Annotated in this window: 9 protein-coding genes; 7 read left to right on the top strand and 2 right to left on the bottom strand. The window is 70.1% G+C overall.

Translation table 11 applies throughout. The features are described 5' to 3' along the window. The first annotated feature begins 124 nt into the window (after positions 1 to 124). The 6 genes from AOJ26_RS26550 to AOJ26_RS26525 all read left to right on the top strand — a co-directional run bounded on the left by AOJ26_RS26550 (position 125) and on the right by AOJ26_RS26525 (position 5,640). Positions 125 to 790, top strand: a complete 666-nt coding sequence (locus AOJ26_RS26550; RefSeq protein WP_053850874.1) for a TetR/AcrR family transcriptional regulator — start codon at positions 125 to 127, stop codon at positions 788 to 790. Between the two features lie 249 nt (positions 791 to 1,039). Next, positions 1,040 to 2,629, top strand: coding sequence for a sensor histidine kinase (locus tag AOJ26_RS26545; protein ID WP_179200329.1), 1,590 nt, complete (start codon positions 1,040 to 1,042; stop codon positions 2,627 to 2,629). Next, positions 2,626 to 3,033 (top strand): roadblock/LC7 domain-containing protein, encoded by a 408-nt coding sequence (locus tag AOJ26_RS26540; RefSeq protein WP_007380839.1) that lies wholly within the window; start codon positions 2,626 to 2,628, stop codon positions 3,031 to 3,033. Before AOJ26_RS26545 ends, AOJ26_RS26540 begins: the two co-directional genes overlap by 4 nt. Beyond that, a complete protein-coding gene (locus AOJ26_RS26535; RefSeq protein WP_053850872.1) occupies positions 3,030 to 3,461 on the top strand; it encodes a DUF742 domain-containing protein in 432 nt (143 codons plus the stop codon). Before AOJ26_RS26540 ends, AOJ26_RS26535 begins: the two co-directional genes overlap by 4 nt. Continuing rightward, complete coding sequence (locus AOJ26_RS26530) at positions 3,442 to 4,062, top strand: GTP-binding protein (RefSeq protein ID WP_053850871.1); 621 nt, start codon at positions 3,442 to 3,444, stop codon at positions 4,060 to 4,062. The genes AOJ26_RS26535 and AOJ26_RS26530 overlap by 20 nt, the downstream gene beginning before the upstream one ends. Positions 4,063 to 4,179: 117 nt before the next feature. Beyond that, entirely contained in the window at positions 4,180 to 5,640 is a 1,461-nt protein-coding gene (locus tag AOJ26_RS26525) for a cytochrome P450 (protein WP_053850870.1), read from the top strand. Between the two features lie 16 nt (positions 5,641 to 5,656). Here the strand turns inward: AOJ26_RS26525 and AOJ26_RS26520 are convergent, their stop codons facing one another. Further along, positions 5,657 to 6,601 (bottom strand): RluA family pseudouridine synthase, encoded by a 945-nt coding sequence (locus tag AOJ26_RS26520; RefSeq protein WP_078960034.1) that lies wholly within the window; start codon positions 6,599 to 6,601, stop codon positions 5,657 to 5,659. Between the two features lie 90 nt (positions 6,602 to 6,691). Beyond that, positions 6,692 to 7,954, bottom strand: coding sequence for a hypothetical protein (locus AOJ26_RS26515; protein ID WP_234358676.1), 1,263 nt, complete (start codon positions 7,952 to 7,954; stop codon positions 6,692 to 6,694). Between the two features lie 1,327 nt (positions 7,955 to 9,281). Here AOJ26_RS26515 and AOJ26_RS26510 point away from each other — a divergent pair. Beyond that, a partial coding sequence (locus tag AOJ26_RS26510) for a GNAT family N-acetyltransferase (RefSeq protein ID WP_199828877.1) occupies positions 9,282 to 9,586 on the top strand: 305 nt, incomplete at its 3' end.

Genomic DNA, 9,586 nt, shown 5'->3' with positions numbered 1-9,586 from the left:
CCCCTAGGGGGGTGGGGTGTGCCGGGGTTCGGTGCTTGCCGTGTGTGCTGTGGCCCTGCGGCCCCCTGCGGGCCTCCGACCTCTGGCGCCGAGGGGGCGGGCGCCGTGTGCGAGGATCGAACGTATGGGTGCGACAGGTGGGGCCGCGGACACCGGGCGGCGGGTCGGGCGGCCGCGGGCGGACCGGCGGCCGGAGAGCGGGCTGGCGCCGCGGGACGAACTCCTCGTCGCGGCGGCCGAGTTGTTCACCACCCTGGGGTACGCCGCCACCAGTACCCGGGCCGTGGCCGAGCGGGCGGGCATGCGGCAGGCGTCCATGTACCACTACGTCTCCGGCAAGGAGGAACTCCTCGCCGAGCTCCTGGAGTCCACCGTCACGCCCTCGTTGGCGTACGCCCGTGAGCTGCTCGCCGACGACACGGCACCGGCCGGGAGCCGGCTGTGGGAGCTGTGCCGCGCGGACGTCGAGGTGCTGTGCGGGGGGCCGTACAACCTCGGCGGGCTCTACCTGCTGCCCGAGGTGCGCGCCGAGCGGTTTGCCGGCTTCCATGCCGTGCGGGCCGAACTCAAGGACGCCTACCGGCAGTTGCTCGCCGCGACGGCCGAGGGGAGCGCGCTCGCCAAGAGTGAGCTGGAGCTCCGTACCGACCTGCTGTTCGGCCTGATCGAGGGCGTGATCCTCGTCCGCCGCTCCGACCCCGAGCGGCCCGTCCCCGCCTTCGCGGCGGCCACCGCGGACGCGGCTCTGCGCATCGCCGGAGTCCAGGACCGGCATCCGGCCGGAAGCTGACCTTCACCCCTCGCAGTGAGGGACTTTCGCATGCCCGTACGCCATGACTCGCCGTGTTCGATTGGTGCCGGAGCGTGTAAATGAGCCGAGGGTACTCCAGTCGCAATGCCCGTTTCAGGCGCTTGCTGAATATGACACGGCGATGATCCGGTCGGACTAAGCTCGCCCGCAGCGCACCGAGTTGATGTGTATTCGTGCGCTTGTTCCCTATATGTGCGACTCCCCGTCGATACGTCTCAGAGGGCCCACATGGTGAGTGTTCAAACCCCCCCAGGACGCCGTGAACTGCCGTATGCGCGCGTGCTGTTGCTCCCCGCCATAGTCATGGCCGCGGTGACCGGGACCGGTGTCGCGCTCGTGCAGCAGCCCGCCAGGGCCGCGGTCGGCTGGTGCGGTGCCGTCGCCACGCTGCTGGTGATCGCGGTGGCGGCCGAAGCCGTCCGGCGCGGTCGTGAACTGCGTGAGCAACGGCAGGAGCACCTCCGTCAGACGGCTGATCTGAAGCAGCGCATCGCCGAGCACGACCAGGACCTGATCCGGTTCGCCAAGGAGATCGCGCCCACCGCACTGGACTGGCTGCGCCGCGGAAGTTCCCCCGGAGAGGTGATTCGCCGGCTCGGCGAGTTCGACCCCGCGTGGGGGAACCTGCCCGAACCGCAGATCCGGCTGCTCAAGACGGTGCTCACCATCGTCGACACCGAGGAGATCATGCGTGACGCCGCGCAGCGCTCCTTCGTGAACATCGCCCGGCGCGTGCAGGCCATCGTGCACCAGCAGGCCAACGAACTGCGGGAGATGGAGGAGGACCACGGCCGCAACCCCGAGGTCTTCGACGACCTCCTGCGCATCGACCACGGCACCGCCCTGATCGGCCGGCTCGCCGACTCCATCTCCGTCCTCGGCGGCGGCCGCCCCGGTCGCCAGTGGCCCGAGCCCGTCGCGCTGTACAGCGTGCTGCGCGGTGCCATGTCCCGGATCCTGGAGTACCGGCGCATCGACCTCTCCTCGATCGCCAAGGTCAACGTCAAGGGCACCGCCGTGGAGCCGGTCATCCACGCCGCGGCCGAGCTCCTCGACAACGCCACGCGCTACTCGCCGCCCCAGAGCAAGGTGCACGTCACCGCCACCGAGGTGCAGACCGGCGTCTGCATCGAGATCGAGGACGCCGGCGTCAGCCTCAGCGAGGAGGCCCGCCTGCGGGCCGAGGGCATGCTGGAACGGGCCAAGGCCGGCGTGGACTTCCAGGACCTGGGCGAGTCGCCGCGCCTCGGCCTCGCCGTCGTGGGCCGCCTCTGCCAGGCGTACGACATGCAGGTCTCGCTGCGTGCCTCCGCGTACGGCGGCGTCCGCGCGATCCTCGTCGTGCCCAGCGACATGCTCACCGACGAGCCCGGCGTCGGACTCGCCCACGGCATCGGCGCCACCGCCGTGCCCAAGGCCGAACTCGGAGCGCTGCCGGGCCCCAAGCGCACGATCAAGAAGCGCCGCCCCACCAGCCCCAAGTTCACGACGCCGGTGTCCATGGAGGACGACGTCCCCGAGGTCACCGAGTGGACGGCCAACGGGCTGCCGCAGCGCCGCAGCCGGGTCAAGACCTCGCTCACCCAGCGCTACGCCGAGCAGGCCGAGATCGAACGCGCCGAGCGGGAGGGCCGCCCGACCATCTGGTCGACGGCCCGGCGCGAGCCCGAGCCGGAGCCCAAGCCGGACGACACCCCGCCGGGCCTGTGGGTCCAGGCGTTCATGGACGGCCTCAAGCGCCCCACCTCTTCCGCAGTCACCCAGCCGACCGACGAACCGGCCCGTACCGAGGCCGAAGACGAGGGGAACCTCAAGTGATCCAGCAGCGAGGCAACTTCGACTGGATGCTCCAGGACCTCGCCAAAGGCGTACCGGGCATCCAGATGATCGTGGTGCTCTCCGCCGACGGCCTGCGCATCGCCCGGCACGGCGGTGACCCGGACACCGCCGACCGCGTCGCCGCCGCCTGCGCCGGCCTGCAGAGCCTGGCAGGCGCTGTGGCAGGCGAGATCCCGGGCAGCGACGGCAAGATGAAGATGGTCCTGATCGAGATCCACGGCGGCTACTTCTACCTGATGGCCGCCGGCCCCAACGCCTATCTCGCGGTGCTCTCCGACATCATCACCGAACCCGGCCACATGAGCGCCCGCATGAGCGATCTGGTCGTCCGCATCGGCGCGCACCTCACCAGCCCGCCCCGGCGCAACGGGCAGACCGTATGACTCCTCCGCAACGCCGACGGCGATTCCCCAAGGCCAGTCCCGAACCGACCCCGCAGGCCCCGCAGCCCCCACAGGAGGGCCAGGACCCACCCGAGGGACCGAAGAAGAACCCCGAGCGGCTGTACGTCATCACCGGCCCCGACGGGGCCGAGCGCTCGGAGCTCGACCTGGTCACCTTAATCGTGGCGCACGCCGACCCACCGCCCTCCGCCACGCCCGAACAGGCGGCGCTGCTCAGGCTCTGCACGGCCCCCCTGTCCGTGGCCGAGCTGTCCGCCTACCTCAGCCTGCCGTTCAGCGTGGTGACCGTCCTGCTCACCGAGCTGCTGACGGCCGAACTGGTGACGGCGCGCGCCCCTGTGATCCGGCAGGCGCTGGCCGACCGTTCCCTCCTCGAAGCGGTGATGCATGGACTTCAAAGGCTCTGACACCATCCCCGGTCCGCGAACAGAGGACCACCTTCCGCAGACCGCCGAGGCCGCGGTCAAGATCGTCATCGTCGGCGGCTTCGGCGTCGGCAAGACGACCATGGTCGGCTCGGTCAGCGAGATCAAACCGCTGACCACCGAGGAGACCATGACCCAGGCCGGCATCGGGGTCGACGACAACTACGGCTCCGAGACCAAGACGGCCACCACCGTGGCCATGGACTTCGGCCGCATCAGCATCACCGAGCAACTGGTGCTGTACCTCTTCGGCACCCCCGGCCAGGAGCGCTTCTGGTTCCTGTGGAACGGCCTGTTCGAAGGCGCACTCGGCGCGGTGGTCCTCGTGGACACCCGACGCCTCGAGGTCAGCTTCGACGTCATGGACCGCCTGGAGGAACGGGGCGTGCCCTTCGTCGTGGCCGTCAACACCTTCCCGGACGGCCCCCGCCACGCCATCGACGACCTGCGCTCCGCGCTCGACCTCAGCGAGGACATCCCCATCGTGGAGTGCGACGCCCGCCGACGGGCGTCCAGCCGGGACGTCCTGATGACCTTGATGCGATTCCTTCATTCACTGGCGGTGGAGAAGGCGCCTGTGTAAGGCGAGACCTGGCAGAGCCGCACGCCCCTCTCCTACGCTCCCGGCCTCGTTCGCCCGGGCCGGTGCAGCCCATGACTGCCCCCAGACCAGATCGACCTCAGCTCCGGAGCGACCATCGTGACGCCTGAACCCTTTACCCCGGCCGGTACGTACGACCCCGCGGGCCCCCCGCCCGGCTGCCCCGCGCACGGCATCGGCCCCGGCGGACTGCGTCGGCTGTACGGCCCCGGGGCGGAGGACCTGGAGGCCCTCTACGAGGAACTGCGCACCGAACACGGAACCGTGGCTCCGGCGCTGCTCCACGAGGACGTGCCGATCTGGGTGGTGCTCGGACACAGCGAGAACATGCACATGGTGCGCACCCCCTCGCACTTCAGCCGTGACACCCGGCTGTGGGGCCCCATGCAGGACGGCACCGTCAAGCCGGACCACCCCCTCATGCCGCACCTCGCCTGGCAGCCCCTCTGCTCCCACGCCGAGGGCGACGAGCACCTGCGACTGCGCGGCGCGGTCACCGGTGCCATCTCGACCATCGACCACCGGGGCATCCGCCGTCACATCAACCGCGCGACCCAGCATCTCGTCAACAAGTTCTGCGAGCAGGGGAAGGCCGACCTGGTCAGCCAGTTCGCCGAACGCCTGCCGATGATGGTGATGTGCGAGATCTTCGGCATGCCCGACGAGTACAACGACCGCCTCGTGGCGGCCGCCCGCGACCTGCCCAGGGGCACCGAGACGGCCATCGAGAGCAACGCGTACATCATGGACGTCCTCACCCGGCTCACCGTCCGCCGCCGGGCCGCACCCGAGGACGACTTCACCAGCCACCTCATCAACCACCCGGCACGCCTCACCGACGAAGAGGTCAGCCAGCACCTGCGGCTGATCCTCATCGTGGCGTACGAGAGCACCGCCAACCTCCTCGCCAACGTACTGCGGGTGGTGCTCACCGACCCGCGGTTCCGCGCCCAGCTCAACGGCGGCCAGATGACGGTGCCGCAGGCGGTCGAGCAGTCCATGTGGGACGAGCCGCCGTTCAGCGCCGTCCTGGGCTATTTCGCCAAGCAGGACACCGAGTTGGGCGGCCAGCGCATCCGCAGGGGCGACGGCCTCGTCATGGGCATCGCGCCGGGCAACGTCGATCCGCGCGTCCGTCCCGACACCAAGGCCAACATGCAGGGCAACCGCTCCCACCTGGCCTTCAGTGGAGGCCCTCACGAGTGCCCGGGTCAGGACCTCGGCCGTGCCATCGCCGACGTGGGCGTCGACGCGCTGCTGACCCGGCTTCCGGACGCGGAACTGGCCTGCGACGAGGACGAGCTGGAGTGGGAGGAGACCATCTCCAACCGCCATCTGGTCGACCTGCCGGTGCAGTTCGCCCCCAAGCCCCAGCAGGACGTCATGGCGCGCCCGGCGCACCGGATGCCGTCGCAGCGCGCCACGGACTGGCAGGTCAGCACCCCACTGCCGCAGGCAGCCACTCCCGAGCCCAGCGTGTCGGCCCCCGCCCCCACGCCCGAGCCGACCGGACGTCCGGGGGTCCTTCAGCGTCTCCTGCGCTGGTGGCGTGGCGAGTGAGCCGGGGGCACCGGGGCTACCCGGCCGCCCACTCCTCGTAGGAGGACCAGGCCCGCAGCTCGTGCGCACTGACGAACCGATGCTCGCGTCCCGAGATCGGATCGGTGAACTCCAGTACACGTGCCAGCAGTTGCAGCGGACGCCGGAAGTCGCCGGCCGCCACGGGGGCGGTGACCACCGGATAGAGGGGGTCGCCGAGGATCGGCACGCCGAGAGCGCTCATGTGCACCCTCAGTTGGTGTGTCTGCCCGGTACTCGGCGTCAGCCGGTACCGGGCCAGCCCGCCCCGGTGCTCCAGCAACTCGATCCGGCTGACGGCGTTGGGCTCCCCCTCGACTTCGCGGGCCGCCAGGACCCCGCGCTCCTTGACGATGCGGCTGCGCACGGTGAGCGGCAGGGGCAGAGCCGGGTCGTACGGGGCCACAGCCTCGTACTCCTTGACCACCCGCCGGTCCCGGAACAGCGACTGGTAGGCGCCGCGCTCCTCGGGCCGCACGGTGAACATCACCAGGCCGGCCGTCAGCCGGTCCAACCGGTGCGCGGCGCCCAGCGTCGGGACGGCGAGCTCCCGGCGCAGCCGTGCCAGAGCCGTCTCGGCGACATGGCTGCCCCGCGGGGTGGTGGCGAGGAAGTGCGGTTTGTCGGCCACCACCAGGTGTTCGTCACGGTGGACGATATCGATCGGGAAGGGCACCCGCTCCTCGTCGGGCAGTTCCCGGTGGAACCACACGGACGTCCCCGGTACGTACGCCGAGTCACGTGCGACCGGACGTCCCGTGGCGTCCACGATCTGCCCCGTCTCCAGCATCCCGTCGATCACCTCGGCCCCGGCCGCGAGTCGTGCCACGAGATGATCCCGCACGGTCGCCCAGGCGTCCCCGGGCGGCAGCCGTACCCGCACCGGATCGACCCCGTCGCGCTGCGGCAGGGGAGGGGGCGGGGGCGGCGTACGGCGTCTCATCACGATCAAGCGTACGACCGGGCACCGAGGGGGGAGTGCCGTGCGGGTGCACCTCGCGGGCCCATCCCCGGCAGTACCGGCGGACCGGCCTCATGGAATCACTTCGGCTCCGTTCCGGCCGGAGAACAACGGGTTCCTGGTGCGCACGGCTGACGCGCAGGCCAGTGCCAGCCGCTGGAGATACGTCACGTCGAAGTGAGCGTCCCAGCGGTCACGCAACCAGCCCTGCACGATCGTCGAGCTGTCGGCGTACAACCTGTCGAGTTCCGGGCCGACGTTGACGGGGTCTGCCCGGTCCGTGCAGGTGCATCCGCCGCGTGAGAAGTACTCGGCCAGCTTCGGCGCGTACGTCCACTCCGTGCTGGGGCGCAGCTTCTTGCGCACCGCCGTCTCGGTGCCGTCGTGCATCCGTTCGCGGCCGCCTCGGGCGTACAGGCACGTTCCCACCACGAAACCTGCGACGACACGCTGCCACTGCTCTCCGCCGACAGCACAGGTGTGGCTCAGGCAGACCTCCAGAATGTCCCAGAGTTGGTTGCTGTCGGGCAGCCGCAGCGCCAGATTGTTGCGGTTGCCGTTCTCGGTGTCGCGACCGTGGTCGATCAGATCGTGCGCGAGCACGGCCACCATCGTGGTCTCGTCGGCGATGTCCCGGTAACGCTCCGAGCGGTCGTCCTGGACGGTGTAGATGTGCACCCCGATGTCCGCGCCCCGGATCCGGATGTACTCCTCGGTCCCGAAGAGATCGGGAAGTTGGAGGATTCCGGTCAGATTGTCGACGAGTTGAACGGCACCGCACTCCACTTGGGCAGCGACCACCAGTTCACCCTCGCGCCCGTGCATCCGCACGCAGTGCCGGGAGGCGACCACCGCCTCCCGCGCGAGTCGGCTGATCTCCAACACCTGGGGCGTGGTTCCCGCGTAGTACTCGCTGATTCCCGCCAGAACGCCCCACAGGAAGGTGGTCCTGGCTTCGAGAGCACTGCTCGATTCGGGTGCGGTGCACAGAGCGGTGAAGAGACCCGCCATCTCCATCGCGAAGGAGTACTGGGCCGTGTGGCCCACAGCGCGTCGGCACCACTGCTGGGCTCGGTCGACGGAGAGCTCACCCCGCACGCCGATCAGCGGCGGGCCCTCCGGGCTGCGCATCAGCCGGTCGCAGGCGGCGGTCAGCAGCCGGCCCGTGTCCCTGCCGAGAAGGGCCTGCCAGTTCACCGGCCGCTGATCACGGCGCAGCAGGGTGCGCACGGCCCGCAGCCCGGGGGACCGGACCGCGTCGACATACGAACCGGGCGACCGCAGCACCGATCGACTGCCGTTGGCGGTGTCCGCCTCTATCGCATGGCACAGCATTCCGGACAATGCCGTGGCACGGGGATCGGAAAGGAGGGAGTCAATCGAATTCCGCCACAGCGCGGGTTCCAGACCCGGTATGACCTGACCGTGGGTTCCGGGGCTCAGGGCGCCCGCCAGGCCCGCCAGGTCACTCACCTGACGCTCCCTCTGCGCGGAGCCCGCCTCCCCTGGTACGCACGTGTTTGTGAATCGCCTTGTTCCACGAAAGGCCGGAAAGGGGCCCCCTGTTGTACGTCCACGCGTAAGATACCGAGGACGAGGTAATACTCATCGTGCTGATCTCCCGTCGCGTATTCAAGACCTGGAATGGCCAGTCCTTCTCAGGTCCTTCGGCTTGGGTAGAACACGGAATCGAAAGGCGTTCCGGGGGTATACGGGACGCGAGGGGGCGCGGGTCACGGCCAGGGTGACGTGCGCCGAGCGAGGTCTGCGTGCCCGATCAGTGGAACGGCTCGGGCGACTCGCCTGGAGCAGAGCCATTCATGATGCCCTCCGGGTGGCGGAGTCGACGAAGTCCATGAACTACGCGTTGTGTTCCATACGCTGCGACCGCAGCGTGGCTGAACTCGTGCACGAACCCGGCCTCGTCAACTGCGTGCCCGGAGGCCGTTGTCCTCGCGGCGGCAGCCGGACGGTGCGGAGAATCGGTGGCCACCACCGCCGCGACAGCGTTGTCGGCAGCGAGGTCGTGGATCATCCCTACCTTCCAGTGCCACCGTGGGTTTCGTCAACTGTGCGGGGCGAGTTGACGCTGGTGCCAGGCGCCGCGGCGGGCCGCCGCGAAGGGTCCGTCGAGGGACTCCCGGTCCGCTGTTCTCGGCGCCGTTCCGGACGGGCCGGGCGGTAAAGGGCGGGCGCTCTTCCCGGGCGGATTCGCACTGGTACACGACTCAACCGATCGTATCCGTGCCTCACGCGCACCACGTACCCGATGCCCCCAGCCGACCGTCGCAGGCATTCGGCCACCACCCTCACGGGCCCGGGTGCGACACCGCTCATGTACGCAATTCGCCCTGACAGCCCACCACTTCGCACCATGCGACGATTTCCGGCCGCGGGAAAGGGGGCGCAGCCCCGGCGCACGGAGCGGATCCCCTGGCCGCCGGATGCACGGCCGCGCATTCCAGCCCGCCGCTGCGCCACGGGTACCACCCCCGTTTGCGGCAGTTGGGAAGCAAGTTCGGCCGGTGACGGCGAGTTCAGTCAAGGACAGCAGGGTGCGGACGGTGATCGTCCGGGGCGGGGGCACGGGCCTCGGTGTCCCGTCGCCGGCAAGAGTAAAACCCGTTGGGATGCGTGTCGCGCGATTGGCAGGATGCGGGTCATGCCGTACCTCACCGCCCCGGTGCTCGCACCCGGCACCCTCTCCAGCACCGCCCAGCCCACCCTCCCCACCGGCGACGGGCTGCTCCTGCGCCCCTGGCGCGCCGAGGACGCCCCCGCGGTGCACGCCGCCTTCCAGGACCCGGTGATGCAGCAGTGGCACGCCCGTGCCGCCGACTCCGTGGACGAGGTCGGCGGCTGGATCGAGGAGTGGCGCAAGGCCTGGACGCAGGAGCAGACCGCTCAGTGGGCCGTGGTGGACGGGGGCACCGACCTCCTGCTCGGCCGGGTGGCCCTGCGGGAGGT

This window comes from Streptomyces sp. NRRL B-24085 (genome assembly GCF_001282115.1).
GTDB lineage: Bacteria > Actinomycetota > Actinomycetes > Streptomycetales > Streptomycetaceae > Streptomyces.
Note: the sequence above shows the minus strand (reverse complement) of the source record. Positions and strands in the feature narration are given on the sequence as shown.